The following is a 21,147-nucleotide window of genomic DNA, read 5'->3' as shown; positions in this document are numbered from 1 at the left end:
CCGCCTGGCACAATGAGGCGAGGCCGAAACGAGGAGGAACCGGTGGCGACTGCGCCTGGCGAGACGAATACCGCGCCAGTACGAGGACGGTCCACCCGGCAGCGGGCGGCCGTCGCGGCGGCGCTGGACGAGGTGGACGAGTTCCGCAGCGCCCAGGAGCTGCACGACATGCTCAAGCACCGCGGCGACTCCGTGGGCCTGACCACCGTGTACCGCACCCTCCAGTCCCTGGCGGACGCCGGCGAGGTGGACGTGCTGCGCACCAGCGACGGCGAATCCGTCTACCGCCGCTGCTCCACCGGCGATCACCACCACCACCTGGTCTGCCGCAAGTGCGGCAAGGCGGTCGAGGTGGAGGGCCCGGCGGTGGAGAAGTGGGCGGAGTCCATCGCGGCCGAGCACGGCTTCGTGAACGTGGCCCACACCGTCGAGATCTTCGGCACCTGCGCCGACTGCGCGGCCGCCGGCTAGATCGAAAACACCGGATTCCGGTCGATCACCGATCGGAATCCGGCCGATGTCGTACGACCTCCGCCGCCGGGCCCAGAGCCTCGGCGGCGGAGTCGTCTTCCGGGGTCAGCCCTGCGGGCCCTCGGTCTGGTTCGGGACCGCGCCGCCGAAGCGGCGGTCGCGCTTGGCGTACTCCAGGCAGGCGTCCCACAGGTGGACGCGGTCGAAGTCCGGCCACAGGACGTCCTGGAAGACCATCTCGGCGTAGGCGCTCTGCCAGATCAGGTAGTTGGACGTGCGCTGCTCGCCGCTGGGCCGCAGGAACAGGTCCACGTCCGGCATGTCCGGGTAGTAGAGGTACTTCGCGAGGGTCTTCTCGGTGACCTTGGACGGGTCGAGCCGGCCCGCCTTCACGTCCTCGGCGAGGGCCTGCGCGGCGTCGGCGATCTCGGCGCGGCCGCCGTAGTTCATGCAGAAGTACAGCGTCAGCCTGTCGTTGCCCTTGGTCTGCTCCTGGGCGATCTGGAGCTCCTTGGCCACCGACTTCCACAGCTTGGGCATCCGGCCCACCCAGCGCACCCGGATGCCGAGCGCGTCGAGCTGGTCGCGGGTCTTGCGGATGAAGTCGCGGTTGAAGTTCATGAGGAAGCGCACCTCGTCGGGCGAGCGCTTCCAGTTCTCGGTGGAGAAGGCGTAGAGGGAGATGTTCTTGACGCCCATCTCGATCGCGCCCTGGAGGACGTCCAGGACCCGCTCGGCACCGACCTTGTGGCCCTCGGTGCGCGGCAGGCCCCGCTCCTTGGCCCAGCGGCCGTTGCCGTCCATCACGATCGCCACGTGCTCCGGCACCAGCTCGCCCGGGATCTTCGGCGGGCGGGCGCCGGTCGGGTGCGGTTCGGGGATCGTGTACTCGCGGCGGGAGAGTCCCAGGAATCCGCGTACTGCCATGGCGCTTCGGTCTCCGATCTCGGTTACTTCTCTACGTAACGCAAGGAACGCAGCCCGCGTTCCAGATGCCAGTGCAGATAGGCGGAGACGAGTCCGCTCCCCTCGCGCACGTGCCGCGGCTCGGCCGCGTCGGCCGTCGGCCAGTCCCCCGTCAGCAGGGCGCTGAGCAACCCGATGGCCTCAGCAGATGGTACGACGCTTCCGGGAACCCGGCAGTCGCCGCACACGACCCCGCCCGCGGCGACGGAGAAGTGCCGGTTGGGGCCGTGGATCCCGCATTTCGCGCAGTCGTCGAAGCTGGGCGCGTAGCCGTTGACGGCCAGGGAGCGCAGCAGGAAGGCGTCGAGGATCAGGTGCGGTGCGTGCTCGCCGCGCGAGAGCGTGCGCAGGGCGCCGACCAGCAGCAGGTACTGCTGGACGGCGGGCTCGCCCTCGTTCTCGGTGAAGCGCTCGGCGGTCTCCAGCATGGCCGTGCCGGCGGTGTAGCGGGCGTAGTCGGTGACGATGCCGTTGCCGTACGGGGCGATGATCTCGGTCTGGGTGCACAGGGGCAGGCTGCGGCCGACCAGCTCGCTGCCCCGGGCGAAGAACTGCACGTCGGCGTGGGAGAAAGGTTCCAGCCCGGCACCGAACTTGGACTTCGTGCGCCGTACTCCGCGGGCGACGGCGCGGACGCGGCCGTGGCCGCGGGTGAGCAGCGTGATGATGCGGTCCGCCTCGCCGAGCTTCTGGGTGCGCAGCACGATGCCGTCGTCGCGGAACAGACTCATGCGCCCATTGTCCCCCGTGCGCGGACAGCGCCAACCCCCGTCCGGCAGCGGTGTCCGGACGGGGGCGGCACCCCTTGGGAGGATCTGGGGGGGGAGGCGGTCAGGAGGCGGGGGACCCCGCCTCGCCGGCCTTCTCGGCCGACGCGGGGGCGGCGGCCGGCTGGGCGGGCACCCCGGCGTGGCCGGTCAGGTTCTCGGCGAGCACCTCGGCAAGTCCCTCGGCCGCCGGGGCGGCGGTCCGCGCGCCGTCCCCGGCCAGGCCGTTGAAGACCAGGTTGAGGAGGATGGCGGCGGTGGCACCGAGGGTCACACCGCTGTTCAGGAGCGAGGACAGGTCCGCGCTCATGTGCTTGTCGAAGTAGGCCGGGACCGTGGCGGGGAAGAGCGCGAAGGCGAGCGAGACGCCGACGATCAGGGCGTTCTTCTCCTCCTTGAGGTCCACCTTGGCCAGGGTCTGGATACCGGCGAGGGCGACCATGCCGAACATCACGGTGGCGGCGCCGCCGAGCACGCCCGGCGGGACGGAGGCGACGATCGCGGCGGCCTTGGGGATCAGCCCGAGGACGATCATGAAGGCGCCGGCGGCGACCACCACGAAGCGGCTCTTGACCTTGGTCATCCGCACCAGGCCGACGTTCTCGGCGAAGGCGACGTAGGGGAAGGAGTTCAGGATGCCGCCGAGGGCGGTGGCGGCGCCGTCGGCGCGCAGGGCGCGGGCGACGGTCTCGCTGTCGACCTCCTTGCCGACGATGTCGCCGACGGCGTAGGTGTCACCGGTCGTCTCGACCATGGTGATCAGCATGACGATCAGCATGAGCAGGATCGGGAACCACTCGAACTTCGGGGCGCCGAAGTGGAAGGGGGTGGTGACGCCGATCCAGTCGGACCTGCCCACGTCGCCGAACTTGGCGTCGCCGAGCAGGAAGGCGACGGCCGTGCCGCCGACGAGGCCGAGCAGGATGCCGATGCTGCGCAGGAACGGTCCGCCGAACTTCATCAGGACCAGGATGAAGAGCATGGTGCCGCCGGCGTAGGCCAGCTGCGTCGGGACGCCGCCGTCGGCCACGGTGGGGGCGCCGCCCGCGGCGTCCTTGAGGCCGACCGGGATCAGGACGATGCCGAGGACCGTGATCACCGTGCCGGTGACCACCGGCGGGAACAGCCGCATGACCGCGCGGAAGGCCTTGGCGGGCAGCCAGGCGAAGGCGAAGGTCGCGAGGCCGGCGGTGATGACGGCGCCGTAGATGACCAGCAGGGCGGCGGTTCCGCCGCCCGCGCCGAGGCCGATGGCGATCATCGGGGAGACCGCGGTGAAGGTCACGCCCTGGATCAGCGGGAGCCGGGCGCCGACCCGGCCGACGCCCCAGGCCTGGATGATCGAGGCGATACCGCAGGTGAAGAGGTCCGCGTTGATCAGGTAGACCAGCTGTTCAGGGCTCAGCTTCAGCGCACTGCCGACGATGATCGGGACGATCACCGCGCCGGCGTAGAAGGCGAGTACGTGCTGGAAGCCGTACAGCGCGAGCTTGGGGAGGGGGAGCACCTCGTCGACCGGGTGCGAGCTCTGCTCTCCGCTTTCGGAAAGCCGGGCGGCGACACGTGCCATCTCTGCCTTGCCCTTCAAGGAGGTAGGTAATTGAGAGGAAGCTGGTTATCCCCTGGCCGGAGTGGGTCGTTAACCCGTTGGTCCGCCGGGGTTGTCAGTCGGAACACGCAGATCTCGTCGTGTGACCGGAATTGAACGCCTGTGGAAGTGCTCACAGATATCGGAGACTTCTACAAAGTGTTGAGGTTCCGGGACGCCCTCTCTGGAGGTTCCTCCACTGGCGGGCGCTCCCCCGCGACGCTATGGGAAGCGGGCTCCCGACCGGGGCGTTCTCCCTGCACAGCTGCGAAGTTCCCCGCCCTGACGGGCCTTTTCCGGGTTTACAGGTATTCGGCCGCGCACATCGGGGGGCATGGTTCCGGCCGTCCGGAATACGGAAATCCTGTACGGAATCAGGGAATCCAGCCCGTGCACGGACCGCGCGGCACTCCGGTTCCCGCCGGTAGGGCCGAATCGTTACCTCCCGGACGCCCACATGCCGGGATTCCCCTCGTGCAAACGCGTCCGGGCCCGGCGGAACGACTCCGCCGGGCCCGGATCCGCGTACGGAGGACGCCTAGGGCGCGCGCACCGCCGACAGCAGCCCGGTCACCTCGTCCGAGCCCATCCGCAGCGCCGCGCCCACGGTGGCGAGCACCTCGCGCTCGGCCGGGATGTAGGGCCCGTCCGCGAGGGCGATCCGCGCGCCCTGCAGCAGGATCGATTCGCGACCGGGTCCGGCCAGGTGGGCGGCGAGCGGCTCCAGCGCCTCGTGGAGCTCGATCGACAGCGCCGCCCCGCAGCACTCGGGCCCGTCGTACAGCCCCAGCCGGCCCTCGTCGGTCGCCAGGGCCTCGACGAGGGACTCCAGTTGCTCCTCGGTGCAGTCCGGGAAGCCGGCGCCGCGTACGGCCGACACGGCGGCCTCCAGGGCGCTGCGCGAGGAGGTCCCGCCCGCGGCGAGCACGGCCAGCGTGACGGTGTGCACGGCGTCGCGCAGGAGCGAGGAGAAGCGGGTGGTGGTGAGGTGGTCCAGCACCTCGGTGCCGAAGCGCTGACGGCAGGCCTGGCACTCGACGACGGGTCCGGCCTCCCCGCGCGGCAGCAGCGGCAGGCCGAGCACGGTGAACCGGCGGCGCCCGGTGCGCCGGCGGTAGTTGCGGTCACCGCCGCAGCTGGGGCAGAAGAACTCCCCGTCGCCCACGGTGTTCCAGATGGTACGGATGCCCCAGAACGTCAGCTTCCGGCCGTCCCCACCCCGAACTGGCAGCACGTCGCACCTCCGTAACCACCCGGCAACGACGCCGGGTTGGCGTGATGTTAGCCACATCGGTGAGTGTGCGTCAGTCGTGCGGCAGGACAACATGGGCCGGGGGGCCCACTTGGCCGATCTGCGCCCCCGCCCGGAGGGCCCCTGGCGGCGGCCTCCCGGGGTACGGCGGAGCCCCGCCCCTCCGGCCGGAGGGGCGGGGCTCCGCCGGGGGTGGTTCAGCGGCCCGCGCGGTTGACGGCGGAGATGACCGCCTTCAGGGAGGCGCGGGTGGTGTTGGCGTCGATGCCGATGCCCCACAGGACCCGGCCGTCGATCGCGCACTCGATGTACGAGGCGGCCACGGCGGAGGCTCCCTCGCTCATCGTGTGCTCGGTGTAGTCCAGCAGACGGGCGTCCACGCCGATGCCGGCCAGGGCGTCGAAGAAGGCCGAGATCGGACCGTTGCCGGTGCCGTTCAGGACCGTCTCCACGCCGTCCACGACCGCCTCGACGGTCAGCGTGTCCGTACCGTCCTTGTCGGTGGCGGTCGAACCGGAGCGCAGCTGGATGCGGCCCCACGGGTTCTCGGGGTTGGGCAGGTACTCGTCCGAGAAGACCTCCCAGATCGCCTTCGGCGTGACCTCGCCGCCCTCGGCGTCGGTCTTGGCCTGGATGATCCGCGAGAACTCGATCTGCATGCGGCGCGGCAGGTCCAGCTTGTGGTCGTTCTTCAGGACGTACGCGATGCCGCCCTTGCCGGACTGGGAGTTGACCCGGATGACCGCCTCGTAGGAGCGGCCGACGTCCTTCGGGTCGATCGGCAGGTACGGGACGGCCCACTCGATGTCGTCGACCGTCTTGCCCCGGGCGGCCGCGTCGGCCTCCATGGCGTCGAAGCCCTTCTTGATGGCGTCCTGGTGGGAGCCGGAGAAGGCGGTGTAGACCAGGTCGCCCGCGTAGGGGTGGCGCGGGTGGACCTCCATCTGATTGCAGTACTCGCTCGTGCGGCGGATCTCGTCGATCTGCGAGAAGTCGATCTGCGGGTCGATGCCCTGGGAGAACAGGTTCATGCCCAGGGTGATCAGGTCGACGTTGCCGGTGCGCTCGCCCTGCCCGAACAGGCAGCCCTCGATGCGGTCGGCGCCGGCCATCAGGGCCAGCTCGGCGGCGGCGACGGCGGTGCCGCGGTCGTTGTGCGGGTGCACGGAGATGCAGACGTGCTCGCGGCGGGTCAGGTTGCGGGCCATCCACTCGAAGCGGTCCGCGTGGGTGGAGGGCGTCGACCGCTCCACGGTGGCGGGCAGGTTCAGGATGATCTCGCGGCCCTCGCCCGGCTGCCAGACGTCGCAGACGGCCTCGCAGACCTCCAGGGCGAAGTCCAGCTCGGTGTCGGTGAAGATCTCGGGGCTGTACTGGTACCCGAAGACCGTCTCGGGGCCCAGCAGCTTCTCGGCGTACTCCATGACCAGGCGGGTGCCGTCGACGGCGATCTGCTTGATCTGCTCCTTGGAGCCGCGGAAGACGACCCGGCGGAACGTCGGGGCGGTCGCGTTGTACAGGTGCACGGTGGCGCGCCTGGCACCGACCAGCGACTCGACGGTCCGCTCGATCAGGTCCTCGCGGGCCTGGGTCAGTACGGAGATGGTGACGTCGTCCGGGATCGCGCCCTCTTCGATGATGGAGCGCACGAAGGCGAAGTCGGTCTCGCCGGAGGAGGGGAAGCCGACCTCGATCTCCTTGTAGCCCATGCGCACCAGCAGGTCGAACATCTCGCGCTTGCGGGCGGGGGTCATCGGGTCGATCAGCGACTGGTTGCCGTCGCGCAGGTCGGTGGACAGCCAACGCGGAGCCTTGGTGACCCGGGCGTCCGGCCAGGTGCGGTCGGGGATGTCCACCTGCTCGTACCGGCCGTACTTGTGGATGGGCATCCCGGAGGGCTTCTGGGTGTGGGTCGCGTTGGTGATGGGCGTGGGGCGACCGACAAAAGGCTGCTGGCTCATGGCGTTGGGCTCCTCGCGTGTCCGCGTGTAGTTCGCTGAACGGCCGACGGCGGTAGTGAAAACCGCAACACCAAACTCCGCGGGGAGGGGGCCGGCCTACGACTACAGACCCTCGCCGCGGCAGCTAAGGAGAAGCAGCCCGAAACGCATGATGGGCCGAGCCTAACCGAGCCGCGCCGTGTCGCGAGGACCTGTTTCAGTATGCAAGACCGGGGCGCCCGATTTATACCCTTTGTGGCCCATGACTCCCTTCATCCGGCAAGGTCCGGCGGATCCGTCAACACGGCGCGTCGCCTTTGAGACAACCGAATGAATCATGCTCGCTGCTAGTGACACCGACATCACCCACTGCCACATTTCCGGCATGGATGCCTTCCTTTCGCACGGACACGCCCCCCACCACCCGGTCTTCTGCACCGTGGTGCCGCCGCACCTGCTGGACAAGGCCGCCCGGTCCGCCGACTCCACCCGGGCCGACGCCGCGCAGCGCACCCTGGAGACCGACGCCCTCCTGCGCACCCGGCGCCGGATCAGCACCGTCCGGGGGATCGCCCCGGCCGTCGCGGACGCCCCCGCCGCGGACGGGCCGCGCCGCACGGTCTACGACGCCCAGCACCACACCCGGCTGCCCGGGAAGAAGGTCCGCGCGGAGGGGGCCGCCACCTCCAAGGACGCCACCGTCAACCGCGCGTACGCCGGGCTCGGGGCCACCTACGAGCTCTTCCTCAAGGGCTTCGGCCGGCGCTCGATCGACGGCTCCGGCCTGCCGCTGGACGCGAGCGTGCACTACGGCGAGGACTACAACAACGCCTTCTGGGACGGCCGGCAGATGGTCTTCGGCGACGGCGACGGGGACCTGTTCCTCGACTTCACGGTGTCGGTGGACGTGATCGGGCACGAGCTGACCCACGGGGTCACCCAGTACACGGCCAACCTCGACTACCACGGCCAGTCCGGCGCCCTCAACGAATCCATGTCGGACGTCTTCGGCTCGCTGATCAAGCAGTACTCGCTCGGCCAGACCGCCGACCAGGCGGACTGGCTGATCGGGGCCGGGCTCCTGGGCCCGAACGTCACCGGGGTCGCCCTGCGCTCGATGAAGGCGCCGGGGACCGCGTACGACGACGACGAGCTCGGCAAGGACCCGCAGCCGGCCACGATGGACGGCTACGTGACCACCTCGCGCGACAACGGGGGCGTCCACATCAACTCCGGCATCCCCAACCACGCCTTCTACATCGTGGCGACGGAGCTGGGCGGCAAGGCCTGGGAGCGGGCCGGGCAGATCTGGTACGACACCCTGACCGGCGGGCAGCTGGGGGCGCGGGCGGACTTCAAGGACTTCGCCCGGCTGTCGTCGGCGGCGGCCGTCGCCCGGTACGGGGAGGGCGGCGCCGAGCACCAGGCCCTCCAGAAGGCCTGGTCGACCGTCGGCCTGGGATAGCCGGGACACGGCGGGGCCCGTCCGGGTAGAAGGGGGACCATGAGGATCGAAGTAGTACGGACGGGCGGATTCGCGGGGATCGAGCGCCGGGCCGAGGTGGACACCTCGGGCCGGCCCGACGAGCAGGAGTGGCAGGCGCTGGCCCGGCTGGCCCTGCGGCCCGACCCCCGGGCCGCCGAAGGGCCGGGCGGGGTCAGGGACGGGTTCTCGTACCGCATCACGGTGGACGGGCGGACGGTGTCCTGCCACGACCCCCACCTCTCCGACGCCCAGCGCAGCCTGATCACACGGGTGCTGAAGGAAGGCGCCTAGGGCCTCCCGGCCCGCTACGGGAGGTGTCGGAGGGACGGCAGGAGCCGGAGGGGCCCGATACCTTCGTACGGATGGCCGAAAACGGCCCCTCCGTTCGGGCGGCCGGGGAAGCGGCCGTCCGGCTTTTTGCGGAAACGGCAAGAAAGATTGCCCCGGTCGCGGAGGGGGACGGAGCATCGGCGGTGTCCGTACAGGCACCCACCGAGGAGACCGCGTGCCCACCCCCTCCCACCACCACGACCACGACGGCCACGACCACCAGCGGGGCCACCGCGGTGACGCGGCCGGCCAGGAGTTCTGGGACTCCCGCTACCGCGAGAGCGAGCGGATCTGGAGCGGCCGGCCCAATTCCGTCCTGGTCCGGGAGGCCGGGGACCTCGCCCCCGGCCGGGCCCTGGACCTGGGCTGCGGCGAGGGGGCGGACGCGGTGTGGCTGGCCGGGCGGGGCTGGCGGGTGACCGGCACCGACATCTCGCCCGTGGCCCTGGAGCGGGCCGTCGGGCACGCGGCCGAGGCGGGCGTGGCCGACCGGATCGCCTTCGAGCGCCACGACCTCGGGGAGTCCTTCCCCACCGGGGAGTTCGACCTGGTCGCGGCCTGCTTCCTGCACAGCCCGGGCGAGATGCCCCGCGAGCGGATCCTGCGCACCGCCGCCGGGGCCGTCGCCCCCGGCGGGGTCCTGCTGGTGGCCGGGCACGGCGGCCCGGCGCCGGGCGCCGAGAACCCGCACCCGGACCTGTACTTCCCCACCCCCGAGGAGGTGCTGGCCGGCCTGGACCTGCCCGAGGGCGGCTGGGAGGTGCTGGTCTGCGCCGAGCACGAGCGGATCGGCGCGGAGGCCGACCGGCCCGGGCACGGCTTCGACAACACCCTCAAGCTCCGCCGCCTGGCCTGACGGGGGCGGCGGGCCCGGGGGTCAGAAGCCCAGCTTGCGCAGCTGCTTGGGGTCCCGCTGCCAGTCCTTGGCGACCTTCACGTGCAGGTCGAGGAAGACCGGCGTGCCGAGCAGCGCCTCGATGTGCTTGCGCGACTTCATGCCGACCTCCTTCAGGCGGGAGCCCTTGGGGCCGATGATGATGCCCTTCTGGCTGGGCCGCTCGATGTAGACGTTGGCGTGGATGTCGAGCAGCGGCCGGTCCGCCGGACGGTTCTCGCGCGGGATCATCTCCTCGACCACGACGGCGATGGAGTGCGGGAGCTCGTCGCGGACGCCCTCCAGCGCGGCCTCGCGGATCAGCTCCGCGACCATGACCATCTCGGGCTCGTCGGTGAGGTCGCCCTCCGGGTAGAGCGGGGGGCTCTCCGGCAGCATCGGGGCGATCAGGTCGGCCAGCAGCTGGACCTGGTTGTCGCCGACCGCCGACACGGGGACGATCTCGGCCCACTCGATGCCGAGCTCGGCGCCGAGCTGCTGGATCGCGATGAGCTGCTCGGCCAGCTGCTTGGACTCGACCAGGTCGGTCTTGGTGACGATGGCGATCTTGGGGGTCTTCTTGATCCCCGCGAGCTCCTTGGCGATGAACTTGTCGCCGGGGCCGAGCTTCTGGTCGGCGGGCAGGCAGAAGGCGATGACGTCGACCTCGGCCCAGGTGGTGCGCACGACGTCGTTGAGCCGCTCGCCGAGCAGGGTGCGCGGCTTGTGCAGGCCGGGGGTGTCCACCAGCACCAGCTGGGCGTCGGGGCGGTGCACGATGCCGCGGACGGTGTGGCGGGTGGTCTGGGGCCGGTTCGAGGTGATCGCGACCTTGGTGCCCACCAGCGCGTTGGTCAGGGTCGACTTGCCCGCGTTGGGGCGGCCGACGAAGCAGGCGAAGCCCGCGCGGTGCGGGGCGGTGGGCTCGGGGGAACGATCGCTCATACGGGCCATTCTCCCCGATGCCGCCCGGCCCGCCGACCAGACCGTCTCCGCGGGGGTGCCTCGACGACCTACGGGCACCGGCCGGGCCGTCGGCTGCCGCTGCGCGGGGCTTGCTCCCCGCCCCGCCCCTCTCCCGCTCACCGGGGCAAGCCCCGGACCCCGTACGTGCGCTCCGCGCCCGTCGCCTCAAACGCCGGCGGGGCCGTTGACAGCCCCTCCGGCGGTTGAGGCGCGGGGGTCCGGGGGCGGAGCCCCCGGGGAACGGGCGAAGGGCGGGTAGGGGACGTCCGCCCCGCGCAGCGGCACCCGGCACCCGGCCCGGCTACGACAGGGTCAGCGTGAGGGACGCCCGGTACGCACCCGGCGGGGTGTACGGCGGCACCCGGAGGGCGACGGCCGCGTCGACCGTGCACCGCCCTCCCTCCCCCGAGGCCAGGACCGCCCCCTCCGCACCCACCACCCCCGCGGGGCCGGCTGCGCACCCGCCCCCGCACACGGGGGTCCACGACAGCGACGCCCCCGGGACCGGCGCCCCGTCCGCCCCCGTGAACTCCGTCAGCCTGCCCCGCAGCGTCCACCGCCCCGCCCCGGGCCCGCGCGTGTCGACCACCGTCACCGTCCCGATGCGCCCGGCGCCGCCACCCGCACCCCCGTACCCGACCGCGCCCAGCGTGATCGCCGCCCCGGCCTGCGTCATCGTCAGCGAGCCCGCCGCAGGGGCCGGCTCGACGACCGCGTACGCCTCCGGCCGCGCGCCCCGCGCCGCCGACCAGGCCCCGCCCTCGTACGCGACGACCCCCGTCGTCCCCCGGTCCGCCACCGCGAGCTCCACCGCGAACGCCCCCGACCGGTCGGCGGTGGCCGCCACCCGGTCGGCCGTCTCGGCGGCGCCCGCGCGGCCCGCGACCGCCACCTCCGCCCCGGGCGTGAACCCCGCCCCGGTGATCCGGACCCGGGCGCCCGGCTCCCCGTACGAGGTGCCGAGGGCGAGGCCCCGCAGGTTCATGACGGGCAGCGGGGCGGCGGTCAGCCGCGCCGCGACCGGCGCCGTCGGCGCCGCCACCCCGCAGGCGGCCCCCGCCAGCGCGTAGCCGCCCGGGCTGAGGGTGATCCCGCCGGCCCCGGTGACGACGAAGCTCCCCCGCATGACCGCCCCGGAACCGTCCACCGGCGCGACCGCCACCTCTCCGCGCTGGGCCCCGCCCAGCAGGACCCGCCCCGTCGCGGCGGGGAGGGCGCCTTCCTGCGGCGGTGCCAGGGGGGTCCGGTCCAGCCGGTAGGTCACCGTGACCGTGTCCCCCACGCGCGGCGCCGGATCGTCCACCTCGATCAGGGCCGCGGTCGGCCCCTCGGCGGCCGGCAGGCAGTGCGTGGGGAACTCCACCCGTCCCGGGGACGTTCCACCGTCGGCCGCCGCCGGCGCCCCCAGCGCTCCCCCGGCCGTGGCCACGAGCACGGCCACGCCCGCGACCGCCGCCCGGCCCCTCCCGCGCGCCCGTCTCCGCATCGCCCGGCCCCCTCCCGCCGCCGCCCCCACCCGACCGAGGGCCATTCACGGGCGGGCGGCCGGAGAAGTCAATGCACGGGGAGGCACGGCACTGACGCCCCGTCAGAGGGGGTCAGGCCCCCGGCCCCGCCGCCCGGAACGTCCGCCGGTAGGCCGTCGGGCTCACGCCCAGCGCCGCCTGGACGTGCTTGCGCAGCGACTGGGCCGTTCCGAAGCCCGCCTCCCGGGCCACCGCCTCCATCGGCAGGTCCGTCCGCTCCAGCAGCTGCCGGGCCCGCTCCACCCGCTGGCCGGTGATCCACTCTCCCGGGCTGACCCCCGACTCCTGGCGGAAGCGGCGCGTGAAGGTCCGTACCGACACGGCCTCCTGGCGGGCGAGGTCGCTCAGCCGCAGCGGCTCGTGCAGCCGGTCCAGCACCCAGGCCCGCGCGGCCGTGGTGCTGGCCTGCTGCGGCTCGGGCACGGGCCGGGCGACGAACTGCGCCTGCCCGCCGTCCCGGTGCGGCGGTACGACGGTCCGACGGGCCGCCTCGTTGGCGACGGCCGCGCCGTGGTCGCGCCGGACGATGTGCAGGCACAGGTCGACGCCCGCGGCGACCCCTGCGGAGGTCAGCACGTCCCCGTCGTCGGTGTAGAGCACGTCCGGGTCGACCCGTACCGCCGGGAACAGCCGCTGGAAGTGCTCGGCGGAGGCCCAGTGGGTGGTGGCCGGGCGGCCGTCCAGGTACCCGGCGGCGGCCAGGACGTAGCCGCCGGTGCAGATGGAGACCAGGCGGGTGCCGGGCCGGATGTGGGCGAGGGCCGCCGCGAGCCCTTCGGTCAGCCGCCCCTCCTCGTAGACCGGCCCCAGCTCGTAGGAGGCGGGCACCACCACGGTGTCGGCCGTGGCGAGCAGCTCCGGTCCGTGCTCGACATGGATGGCGAAGTCGGCGTCCGTGCGGACCGGCCCGGCGGCGAGTCCGCAGGTCAGGGTCTCGTACAGGGGCCGCCCGCCGGGGCCCTTGGCGTAGCCGAAGATCCGGTGCGGGATGCCGAGTTCGAACGGCAGCAGCCCGGCGAGGGCGAGGATGACGACGCGGTGCGGCTTCTCGGCAGTGGCCATGGCCCGATCGTATCGAAGCATGTCGGTCAGGCCACTGTCCTCCGGCCCCCGTTGGCCGGAAGCTGTCGGGGTGACGCAGACAGCACCCACCTCCAGCCCCCGGGCCGCCTCCCGCGCGCCCCGCGAGCCCGGCCGCATCCACCGGGCCTGGTTCGCCGCGGCCGTCGCCTTCGTGACGATCATCGGCGCCGCCGCCTTCGCCTCCCTCCCCGGCCTGCTCATCGAGCCGCTGCACGAGGAGTTCGCCTGGTCGCGCGGCACCATCGGCTTCGCGGTCTCCGTCAACCTGGCGCTCTACGGGCTCACCGCGCCCTTCGCCGCCGCGCTGATGGACCGTTTCGGCATCCGGAAGGTCGTCGCGGTGGCCCTGACCGTCATCGCCGGCGGCTCGCTGGCCACCGTGTGGATGACCGCGTCCTGGCAGCTGGTGCTGTTCTGGGGCGTGCTGGTGGGCATCGGCAGCGGATCGATGGCGCTCGCCTTCGCGGCGACGGTGACCAACCGCTGGTTCACCGCCCGGCGCGGACTCGTCACGGGCGTCCTGACGGCCGCGGGCGCCTCCGGGCAGCTGATCTTCCTGCCGCTGCTTTCCTGGCTGGTGGAGCGCCACGGCTGGCGCCCGGCCTCGGTCACCGTGGCGCTGGCGGCCCTGTCCGTCGTCCCCTTCGTGTGGCTGCTGCTGCGCGACCACCCGGCGGACGTGGGCCTCGCCCCGTACGGTGGCGCCTACGAGCCCAAGCCCGCGCCGGTCCAGGGGGCGGCCCGCCGGGCGGTGACCGTGCTCTTCCGGGCGGCCCGGACGGGACCGTTCTGGCTGCTGGCGGGCACCTTCGCGATCTGCGGGGCCTCGACGAACGGACTGGTCCGCACGCACTTCACACCGGCCGCGCACGACCACGGCATGCCGGTGACGGCCGCCGCCGGACTGCTCGCGGTGATCGGCGTGTTCGACGTGCTCGGCACCATCGCCTCGGGCTGGTTCACCGACCGGTTCGAGCCGCGCCGCCTGCTGGCGGTGTACTACGCCCTGCGCGGGGTGTCCCTGCTGTTCCTGCCGGTGCTGCTGGCGCCCGCCGTGCACCCGCCGATGGTGTTCTTCATCGTCTTCTACGGTCTGGACTGGGTCGCGACGGTCCCGCCGACGATCGCCCTGTGCCGGGAGCACTACGGGCAGGACAGCGCGATCGTCTTCGGCTGGGTGCTGGCCTCGCACCAGGTGGGCGCGGCGGTCGTGGCCTTCCTCGGCGGAGTGGCCCGGGACGCGCTCGGCTCGTACGACCTGGTCTGGTACGCCTCGGGCGCGCTGTGCGCGGTGGCGGCGCTGATGGCGATGGTGATCCGGCGCCGCCCGGAGCGGGGCGCCGCCGTCCCGGCCGCGGCCTGAGCCCGGCCGGGGACGGCGGCTGCGCACGCAGCCGCCGGGCGCCGCCGGCGGATCAGGCCCCGGCGGGGGTCGTGGACTTCAGGGTGCCGTCGGGGGCGGCGAGCAGGACCGGGGTGGCCGGGCCGCCGAGGTCGCGGACGGCCGCACGGTCGGCATCGGCCGGGGCGTCGGCCGCGCTGACCACGGCCGCGGCCTCCAGGGAGCGGGCGCCGCTCGCCACCGCCATGGCGACGGCCGTCTGGAGGGCGCTCAGCTTGAGGGAGTCCAGCTCCACGGTCCCGGCGACGTACGTGCGGCCGGTCTCGTCCCGTACCGCGGCCCCCTCGGGGACTCCGTTGCGGGCACGGGCGCTGCGCGCCAGGGTGATGATCTTGCTGTCCTCGGGGTCGATCCCCGCTCCCACGCTGCTCTCGGTCATAGGCGAAAGCATAGGGAGCGCCCCGGCGGCGGCGTGCAACGACCCCGCCGGGGCGGTTCCCCCTCTGGCGCCTCCCCCCGGGGCGCAGAACAAACCTAAGCAGCGAAGGGATCACGTCCTGCGATCCGAAGGTCCCGAACCGGTATGACCTTGGGCCCTAACCGTTCTACTGCGGATCCGGCTTCACGGCCGGTCCAGCCGGAGCCGCTCCGCCCTCGGCAGCCCCGCGACGACCAGGTCGTACGAGTCCTCCACCAGCTCCCGCACCAGCGCGTCCGGCAGGTCGCCGACCGTCACCGTGTTCCAGTGCCGCTTGTTCATGTGCCAGCCCGGGACGATCGCGGGGTGCTGCGCCCGCAGGCGCACCGCCGCCTCCGGCTCGCACTTGAGGTTGACCTTCAGCGGCTCGCCGTCCAGGGCCGACAGGGCGAACATCTTGCCCAGCACCTTGAACACCGAGGTCTCGGGGGTGAAGGGGAACTCCTCCACCGCCGCGTTGAAGCCCAGACAGAAGGCGCGCAGCTCCGCCGGCGTCATGACGCCTCCTCCCCTTCCCCGGCCTCCGCGAGCACCGGCTCCACGAGCACCGTGACGATCTTGTTCCGGCGGCCCGCCGGGGATTCGGCCGTCAGCCGCAGCGGACGCCCGTCCGGCAGGTCGACCACCGCCGAGGCCCCGGCGATCGGCACCCGGCCCAGGGCCTTGGCCAGCAGCCCACCGACCGTCTCCACGTCCTCGTCGTCGAAGGCCAGCGCCCCGAACAGCTCGCCGAGGTCGGTGATGTCGAGGCGGGCCGTGACCCGGTAGCGGTCGTCGCCGAGGTCCTCGACGGGCGGGGTCTCCCGGTCGTACTCGTCGGTGATCTCGCCGACGATCTCCTCCAGGATGTCCTCGATCGTGACGATGCCCGCCGTGCCGCCGTACTCGTCGATGACGACGGCCACGTGGTTGCGCACCGACTGCATCTCGCGCAGCAGGTCCCCGGCGTTCTTGGTGTCGGGCACGAAGACCGCCGGCCGCATCACCGTCGAGACCAGGTCGCTCTCCGCCTCCCGGTTGATGTGGGTGCGGCGGACGAGGTCCTTGAGGTAGACGATGCCGACGATGTCGTCCTCGTTCTCCCCGGTGACCGGGATCCGCGAGAAACCGGAGCGCAGGGCGAGGGTGGTCGCCTGGCGGATCGTCTTGTAGCGCTCGATGCAGACCAGGTCGGTGCGGGGCACCATCACCTCGCGCACGAGCGTGTCGCCGAGCTCGAAGACCGAGTGCACCATCCGGCGCTCCTCGTCCTGGATCAGCGACTCCTTCTCCGCGAGGTCCACCATCGCGCGCAGCTCGGCCTCGGAGGCGAAGGGGCCCTTGCGGAAGCCCTTGCCCGGGGTGAGGGCGTTGCCGATGAGGATCAGCAGCTGCGGGACCGGCCCCATGATCCGCGCCAGCGGGACGAGGACGTACGCGGCCGCCGTCGCGGTGTTCAGCGGGTGCTGGCGCCCGATCGTACGGGGGGACACGCCCACCGCCACGAACGAGACCAGCACCATCACCGCGATGGCCACCAGCAGCGCCGTCCAGTTCTCCCCGAACGCGTCGAGGCAGACGTACGTGACGAGCACGCCGGCCGCCATCTCGCAGGTGACGCGCACCAGCAGGGCCACGTTGACGTAGCGGGTGGGGTCGCCGGCGACCTGGGCCAGCTTGGCGCTGCCGCGCCGGCCCTCGCGCACGGCCTGTTCGGCGCGGAAGCTGGAGACGCGGGCGATCCCGGACTCGGCGCAGGCCGCGAACCAGGCCACCACGGTCAGCAGGACCGCCTCGGTGATCAGCTGATAGGCGCTGCTCACGAGACGGTCGGGGCCGGGGAGGGGCCGGTCATCCCGCGCTCACCCCGCCAGCCGTCGACGATGGCCGCCTGGAGGCCGAACATCTCGGCCTTCTCGTCCGGCTCCTCGTGGTCGTACCCGAGCAGGTGCAGCACCCCGTGGACGGTCAGGAGCTGGAGCTCCTCGTCCATGGAGTGCTGCGTCGGGGCGTCCTGGCCCTGCTTCTTCGCCACCTCCGGGCACAGGACGATGTCGCCGAGGAGCCCCTGCGGGGGCTCCTCGTCGTCCTTCGACGGCGGACGCAGCTCGTCCATCGGGAAGGACATGACGTCGGTGGGTCCGGGCAGGTCCATCCACTGGATGTGGAGCTGCTCCATCGCCTCCTCGTCGATGACGATGACGGAGAGCTCGGAGAGCGGGTGGATCCGCATCCGGGTGAGCGCGTAGCGGGCAATGTCGAGGATCGCCTGCTCGTCGACTTCGGTTCCGGACTCGTTGTTGACGTCGATCGACATGGTGCGCTGGGTTCTACTTCCGCTGGTTGCCGTTCCGGGCCGCGCCGGTCTCCCGGGCCGCCTGGCTGTCGTCGTACTTCTCGTACGCGTCGACGATACGGCCGATCAGCTTGTGCCGGACGACATCCTCGGACGTGAGCCGCGAGAAGTGGATGTCGGGCACCCCTTCGAGGATCTCCTGGACCTGGCGCAGACCGCTCCTGGTGCCGTTCGGCAGGTCGACCTGCGTGATGTCACCGGTGATCACGATCTTCGTGTCGAACCCGAGCCGTGTCAGGAACATCTTCATCTGCTCGGGGCTGGTGTTCTGCGCCTCGTCGAGGACGACGAAGGCGTCGTTCAGCGTCCGGCCGCGCATGTACGCCAGCGGCGCCACCTCGATGGTGCCCGCGGCCATCAGCCGGGGGATGGAGTCCGGGTCCATCATGTCGTGCAGGGCGTCGTAGAGCGGGCGCAGGTACGGGTCGATCTTGTCGAAGAGCGTGCCCGGCAGGAAGCCGAGCCGCTCCCCCGCCTCGACGGCGGGCCGGGTCAGGATGATGCGGCTGACCTGCTTGGACTGCAGGGCCTGCACCGCCTTGGCCATGGCGAGGTAGGTCTTGCCGGTACCGGCGGGGCCGATGCCGAAGACGATCGTGTTCTTGTCGATCGCGTCGACGTACCGCTTCTGGTTCAGGGTCTTGGGCCGGATGGTGCGGCCGCGGCTGGAGAGGATGTTCTGGGTGAGCACCTCGGCCGGGGTTTCCAGCGGGCGCCCCTCGGCGTCGCTGCCGTTCGCCTTGAGCATGGCGATCGAGCGTTCCACTGCGTCCTCCGTCATCGGCTGCCCGGTGCGGAGCACCAGCATCATCTCGTCGAACAGGCGCTGGACGAGGGCGACTTCCGCCGCCTCCCCGACCGCGCTGACCTGATTGCCCCGCACGTGGATGTCGGCCCCCGGGAAGGCCTTCTCGATCACGCGCAGCAGTGCGTCGCCCGAACCGAGCACGGTCACCATGGGGTGCCTCGCGGGGACGGTGAAGTGGGCTCGCGCCTGGCCCGGCACGGGGCTGTGGGCTGTCGGTGTCTGAGTCATGGGCCGGCACTGTGGCCTGCGCATACCTCCCGCTGAGGGGCCGCGCCGATCGACGGCCTCCGGAGTACCAAGGGTACGTCCACCCCGGACCGTTCCCGAGGGGTTTTCCGGCCCGGGCCCCGGGCCGCGGCGGGGCCGCCTCCTAGGGGGTGCGGAAGCCGATGGTGGGGACGGCCCGGCGGCGGGAGCAGGGGCCGGCGCCCGGCGGGACGAGGGCGTCCAGGAAGGCGTAGCGGCCCCGCAGGGCCTCCGGGGCGGTGCGCCACCAGTGGGCCACCTCGGCCCAGCCGGGGGCGGAGAGGGAGCCGCCGAACTCCTGCACCGAGAGGGCGGCGGTCAGGCCGGCGAAGGCCAGCCGGTCCGCGAGGGGCCACCCGGCGAGGCTGCCGGTGACGAACCCGGCCACGTACACGTCCCCGGCGCCGGTCGGGTCCAGGGCCTCGACGGCGATGGCGGGGACCTCCGCCGTCTCGCCGGTCCGGGAGTCGACGGCGTACGAGCCCTCCGAGCCCATGGTCACCACGGCGACCGGCACCTTCTCGGCGAGCGCCCGGGCGGCGGCGCGGGGACAGTCGGTGCGGGTGTACCGCATGGCCTCCCCGGCGTTGGGCAGGAAGGCCTCGCAGTGCTCCAGGTCGGTCAGGGCGCCCAGGTCCCAGCGGCCGGTGTCGTCCCAGCCCACGTCGGCGAAGATCCGCGAGCCGCGGCGGGCCGCCTCGCCGATCCAGTCCTCGCGGCGGTCGGCGGCCAGCGAGGCCACGGCGGCGCGGGTCGTCGGCGGACACCAGGGGAAGGGGCCGGGGCCGGCCGGGGGCGGGGCCTCGTGGCCGTGGGAGACCATCGTGCGCTCGCCCTCGTAGGCCATGGAGACGGTGACGGGGCTGTGCCAGCCGGGGACGGTGCGCGACATGGACAGGTCGATGCCCTCGCCCTGCTCCAGGGCGTCCCAGCAGTACTCGCCGTAGTGGTCGTCGCCGAAGGCGGCGGCGAGGGAGGTGCGCAGGCCGAGGCGGGCCAGGGCGGTGGCCATGTTGGCGACGCCGCCGGGGCTGGAGCCCATGCCGCGCGCCCAGGACTCCGTCCCGCGGACGGGAGCGGAGTCGAGCCCCGTGAAGATGATGTCGAGGAAGACCGTGCCGGTCAGGAAGACGTCGCAGCCCGGTTCCCGGGGGTCGCGCAGCGGGCCCAGCGGGTCGAGTGTTCCGGGGCGGCTGGTGCGGCTGTCCCGACTGGTCACGGTGTACTCCCCGTTGAAGTGTCGTTTCTGCGTACGGCTGGCGGGCTGCCAGGTCTGCCCGGGCACCCTGCGGCCAAACCCAGTGTGACGCACCTCACCTGAGCCCGGCTCTCCTGCCGCCCTCGCCCCGCTGGTCCCGCCCTGGACGCGCCGTGCGCCTAACGCTTCGGCAGGGGCACCCGGGCCAGGTCGGCCGCGATCGTCAGCTCCCCCTCGAACCCGGCCCCGCGGGCCTCCCGTTCGAACTCCGAAGGGTCCGGGTAGCGCTGCGAGAAGTGAGTCAGCACCAGGTGCCGGACCCCGGCGTCCCGGGCCACCCCCGCCGCCTGCCCGGCGGTCAGGTGCCCGTGGTCGGCGGCCAGGCCGGCGTCCGCGTCGAGGAACGTGGACTCGATGACCAGCATGTCGCAGCCCTGCGCCAGTTCCTCGACCCCCGGGCACAGCCGGGTGTCCATCACGAAGGCGAACCGCTGCCCGGCCCGGTGCTTGCTGACGTCCTCCAGGGTGACCTCGCCCAGCCGCCCCTCGCGCTGGACCCGCCCGACGTCCGGGCCCGCGATCCCGTGCCGCGCGAGCAGCTCCGGCCGCATCCGGCGCCCGTCCGGCTCGGTCAGCCGGTAGCCGAAGGACTCCACGGGGTGCGAGAGGCGCCTCGCCTCCAGGACGTACGAGGGCCCGTGCGCGAGCACCCCGTCCTGCGCCACCGGCTCCTCCCCGAGCCGGACGGTCTCCCGGTAGGCCGTCGCGTACCGCAGCCGGTCGAAGAACTTCTGGCCCGAGGCCGGGTAGTGCGCGGTCACGGGGTGCGGCACCTGGTCGAGGTTGATCCGCTGGATCACCCCGGCCAGGCCCAGGCTGTGGTCACCGTGGAAGTGCGTGATGCAGATCCGGTTGATGTCGTGGGCCGCGACCCCGGCCCGCAGCATCTGCCGCTGGGTGCCCTCGCCCGGGTCGAAGAGGATGCCCTCGCCGTCCCAGCGCAGCAGGTAGCCGTTGTGGTTGCGGTGCCGGGTGGGTACCTGGCTGGCGGTGCCGAGGACCACGAACTCGCGTACGGACACGGACCGCTACCCGGGGGGCCACTGGAGGCCGCGGCCTCCCAGGACGTGCAGGTGGGCGTGGAAGACGGTCTGGCCCGCGCCGGCGCCGGTGTTGAACACGACCCGGTAGCCGTGGTCGGCGATGCCCTCGGCGGCGGCGATCTCCCCGGCCTCGCGCAGTATGTCGGCGATCACGGTCGGCTCGGCGGCGGCGAGGGAGGCCGCGTCGGGGTGGTGCACCTTGGGGATGACGAGCACGTGGGTCGGCGCCTGCGGGTTGATGTCCCGGAAGGCGACGGTGGTCTCGGTCTCCCGGACCACGGTCGCCGGGATCTTCCCCTCGACGATCTTGCAGAACAGGCAGTCCGCCTGCGGTTCCCCGGCCATGGCCGCGCCTCCCGTGATGTTGATCGGTCGGGGCATGCTACCG

Annotated in this window: 21 protein-coding genes; 5 read left to right on the top strand and 16 right to left on the bottom strand. The window is 72.5% G+C overall.

What is annotated here, in order from left to right:
• The first annotated feature begins 42 nt into the window (after window positions 1-42).
• A complete protein-coding gene (locus tag AB0469_RS21855) occupies window positions 43-471 on the top strand; it encodes a transcriptional repressor (RefSeq protein ID WP_079426799.1) in 429 nt (142 codons plus the stop codon).
• Between the two features lie 105 nt (window positions 472-576).
• Here the strand turns inward: AB0469_RS21855 and AB0469_RS21850 are convergent, their stop codons facing one another.
• The 5 genes from AB0469_RS21850 to leuA all read right to left on the bottom strand — a co-directional run bounded on the left by AB0469_RS21850 (window position 577) and on the right by leuA (window position 7,005).
• A complete protein-coding gene (locus tag AB0469_RS21850; protein ID WP_366453079.1) occupies window positions 577-1,398 on the bottom strand; it encodes an isoprenyl transferase in 822 nt (273 codons plus the stop codon).
• Window positions 1,399-1,421: 23 nt separating this feature from the next.
• Window positions 1,422-2,168 (bottom strand): DNA repair protein RecO, encoded by a 747-nt coding sequence (gene recO, locus AB0469_RS21845; protein ID WP_366453078.1) that lies wholly within the window; start codon window positions 2,166-2,168, stop codon window positions 1,422-1,424.
• A 100-nt stretch (window positions 2,169-2,268) separates the two neighbouring features.
• Entirely contained in the window at window positions 2,269-3,774 is a 1,506-nt protein-coding gene (locus AB0469_RS21840; protein ID WP_366453077.1) for a nucleobase:cation symporter-2 family protein, read from the bottom strand.
• 556 nt (window positions 3,775-4,330) lie between these two features.
• Window positions 4,331-5,026 (bottom strand): TerB family tellurite resistance protein, encoded by a 696-nt coding sequence (locus tag AB0469_RS21835; RefSeq protein WP_366453076.1) that lies wholly within the window; start codon window positions 5,024-5,026, stop codon window positions 4,331-4,333.
• Between the two features lie 215 nt (window positions 5,027-5,241).
• Window positions 5,242-7,005, bottom strand: coding sequence for a 2-isopropylmalate synthase (gene leuA / locus AB0469_RS21830; protein ID WP_366453075.1), 1,764 nt, complete (start codon window positions 7,003-7,005; stop codon window positions 5,242-5,244).
• Between the two features lie 364 nt (window positions 7,006-7,369).
• Here leuA and AB0469_RS21825 point away from each other — a divergent pair, with 364 nt between their 5' ends.
• The 3 genes from AB0469_RS21825 to AB0469_RS21815 all read left to right on the top strand — a co-directional run bounded on the left by AB0469_RS21825 (window position 7,370) and on the right by AB0469_RS21815 (window position 9,656).
• The gene (locus AB0469_RS21825; protein ID WP_366453074.1) at window positions 7,370-8,449 is read left to right on the top strand and encodes a M4 family metallopeptidase; all 1,080 of its coding nucleotides are present in this window, start codon (window positions 7,370-7,372) and stop codon (window positions 8,447-8,449) included.
• A 39-nt stretch (window positions 8,450-8,488) separates the two neighbouring features.
• Window positions 8,489-8,761 (top strand): protealysin inhibitor emfourin, encoded by a 273-nt coding sequence (locus AB0469_RS21820; protein ID WP_366453073.1) that lies wholly within the window; start codon window positions 8,489-8,491, stop codon window positions 8,759-8,761.
• A gap of 214 nt (window positions 8,762-8,975) precedes the next feature.
• On the top strand, window positions 8,976-9,656 hold the full coding sequence (locus AB0469_RS21815) for a class I SAM-dependent methyltransferase (RefSeq protein ID WP_366453072.1): 681 nt from the start codon (window positions 8,976-8,978) through the stop codon (window positions 9,654-9,656).
• Window positions 9,657-9,677: 21 nt separating this feature from the next.
• Here AB0469_RS21815 and era read toward each other — a convergent pair whose 3' ends face one another.
• From era to AB0469_RS21800, 3 genes are all read right to left on the bottom strand, one after another.
• Window positions 9,678-10,619 (bottom strand): GTPase Era, encoded by a 942-nt coding sequence (gene era, locus AB0469_RS21810; protein WP_366453071.1) that lies wholly within the window; start codon window positions 10,617-10,619, stop codon window positions 9,678-9,680.
• 322 nt (window positions 10,620-10,941) lie between these two features.
• Entirely contained in the window at window positions 10,942-12,081 is a 1,140-nt protein-coding gene (locus AB0469_RS21805) for a beta-xylosidase (RefSeq protein WP_366453070.1), read from the bottom strand.
• 157 nt (window positions 12,082-12,238) lie between these two features.
• Window positions 12,239-13,228 (bottom strand): helix-turn-helix domain-containing protein, encoded by a 990-nt coding sequence (locus AB0469_RS21800; protein ID WP_366453069.1) that lies wholly within the window; start codon window positions 13,226-13,228, stop codon window positions 12,239-12,241.
• A gap of 70 nt (window positions 13,229-13,298) precedes the next feature.
• On the opposite strand from AB0469_RS21800, the gene AB0469_RS21795 reads away from it, so the two are divergent.
• Window positions 13,299-14,612, top strand: a complete 1,314-nt coding sequence (locus tag AB0469_RS21795) for an MFS transporter (protein ID WP_366453068.1) — start codon at window positions 13,299-13,301, stop codon at window positions 14,610-14,612.
• Between the two features lie 52 nt (window positions 14,613-14,664).
• Here AB0469_RS21795 and AB0469_RS21790 read toward each other — a convergent pair whose 3' ends face one another.
• The 8 genes from AB0469_RS21790 to AB0469_RS21755 all read right to left on the bottom strand — a co-directional run bounded on the left by AB0469_RS21790 (window position 14,665) and on the right by AB0469_RS21755 (window position 21,104).
• Entirely contained in the window at window positions 14,665-15,030 is a 366-nt protein-coding gene (locus AB0469_RS21790) for a cytidine deaminase (protein ID WP_366453067.1), read from the bottom strand.
• A gap of 183 nt (window positions 15,031-15,213) precedes the next feature.
• Window positions 15,214-15,567 carry an MmcQ/YjbR family DNA-binding protein gene (locus tag AB0469_RS21785; protein WP_366453066.1) on the bottom strand — a complete coding sequence of 118 codons (354 nt, stop codon included), beginning with the start codon at window positions 15,565-15,567 and terminating at the stop codon, window positions 15,214-15,216.
• Window positions 15,564-16,871, bottom strand: a complete 1,308-nt coding sequence (locus AB0469_RS21780) for a hemolysin family protein (RefSeq protein ID WP_366453065.1) — start codon at window positions 16,869-16,871, stop codon at window positions 15,564-15,566. Before AB0469_RS21780 ends, AB0469_RS21785 begins: the two co-directional genes overlap by 4 nt.
• Window positions 16,868-17,365 carry an rRNA maturation RNase YbeY gene (ybeY, locus tag AB0469_RS21775; protein ID WP_366453064.1) on the bottom strand — a complete coding sequence of 166 codons (498 nt, stop codon included), beginning with the start codon at window positions 17,363-17,365 and terminating at the stop codon, window positions 16,868-16,870. The genes AB0469_RS21780 and ybeY overlap by 4 nt, the downstream gene beginning before the upstream one ends.
• A gap of 13 nt (window positions 17,366-17,378) precedes the next feature.
• Window positions 17,379-18,440, bottom strand: coding sequence for a PhoH family protein (locus AB0469_RS21770; protein ID WP_366453063.1), 1,062 nt, complete (start codon window positions 18,438-18,440; stop codon window positions 17,379-17,381).
• A 142-nt stretch (window positions 18,441-18,582) separates the two neighbouring features.
• Window positions 18,583-19,677, bottom strand: a complete 1,095-nt coding sequence (locus AB0469_RS21765; RefSeq protein ID WP_366453062.1) for a PfkB family carbohydrate kinase — start codon at window positions 19,675-19,677, stop codon at window positions 18,583-18,585.
• A 158-nt stretch (window positions 19,678-19,835) separates the two neighbouring features.
• Complete coding sequence (locus AB0469_RS21760; protein ID WP_366453061.1) at window positions 19,836-20,738, bottom strand: ribonuclease Z; 903 nt, start codon at window positions 20,736-20,738, stop codon at window positions 19,836-19,838.
• 6 nt (window positions 20,739-20,744) lie between these two features.
• Window positions 20,745-21,104 (bottom strand): histidine triad nucleotide-binding protein, encoded by a 360-nt coding sequence (locus AB0469_RS21755; protein WP_366453060.1) that lies wholly within the window; start codon window positions 21,102-21,104, stop codon window positions 20,745-20,747.
• Window positions 21,105-21,147: the final 43 nt, after the last annotated feature.

It is taken from the genome of Streptomyces sp. NPDC093801, assembly GCF_040701585.1.
Lineage (GTDB): Bacteria > Actinomycetota > Actinomycetes > Streptomycetales > Streptomycetaceae > Streptomyces.
This window is presented reverse-complemented; position numbering and strand designations above follow the sequence as displayed.